This window comes from Bradyrhizobium sp. (assembly GCF_016462955.1).
Taxonomy (GTDB): domain Bacteria; phylum Pseudomonadota; class Alphaproteobacteria; order Rhizobiales; family Xanthobacteraceae; genus Bradyrhizobium.
This window is the reverse complement of record NZ_JAEMSD010000252.1, coordinates 8,917-9,714: the sequence shown is the minus strand read 5'-3', so window position 1 is coordinate 9,714 and position 798 is coordinate 8,917. Positions and strand designations below refer to the sequence as shown.

Below are 798 nucleotides of genomic sequence, written 5' to 3'. Positions count from 1 at the left end.
CGTTTGGGCGATCGGCCGAGACGTCCGCTCGCCCGAAGCTGCCAGCCGCGTCGCCGCGATCATGATACCGGAATCTCGCGATCCGGTTTGGTCGGCGGCGTCCCGTTTGGTTCTGAAGGGGCTGCTCTCGAAACTGATTAGAGAGCATCGACGAAATTGGGGGTGGCGAGAGCTGCAAACCGCTATCTCGAAGCCCGTCGAAGAGATCGCCAACGATCTGCGACCGACAATGCGACAGGTCGCAGAAATGTTGCGCGGCAAGGGTGACGACCCCACCACCATGAGCCTTTCGGTGGTCTTCAATATGATCGCTCATGTCGCCGAAATCGTCGATACCTGCGCGTCCATGGAGGCAGACGGACGTCCGCGTATCTCGCTCCTGGATTGGGCGCGGAAGCGATCACGCCAGCGCATCATCGTGTTGCGGCATGACTTGTCCAACAGGGACAACTCCGAGCTGCTGTTGAGCCTGATGTTCCGGGTGCTAGCGAGCGAGCTCCTTGCTCCTGACATGGCCGACGATGTCGACCATGGCGTCTGGATCATCGCGGACGAACTTCCTCGCTTTCGGAGAGCGATGAAGGACATCATGGAGCTTGCATCCTTGGGGAGATCTCGCGGGATCCGCGTAGTCGCAACTGCACAGAGTCTCGCACAGATCGAGGAGGCCTCAACAAAGGCTGCGGCAGAAGCTCTGACGGAAAACTTCGCGACCATCGTCGTTTGCAAAGCAAGGTCTGGCAAAAGCGCAACCGAACTCTCCGAAACCTTGATGGGTATCACTACCGTCGGGATTGA

At 58.9% G+C, this 798-nt stretch carries 1 protein-coding gene; it reads left to right on the top strand.

Translation table 11 applies throughout. The annotated features are described in order from the left end of the window. On the top strand, window positions 1–798 hold a 798-nt coding region (locus JHD07_RS23240), incomplete at both ends, for a type IV secretion system DNA-binding domain-containing protein (RefSeq protein WP_291626240.1).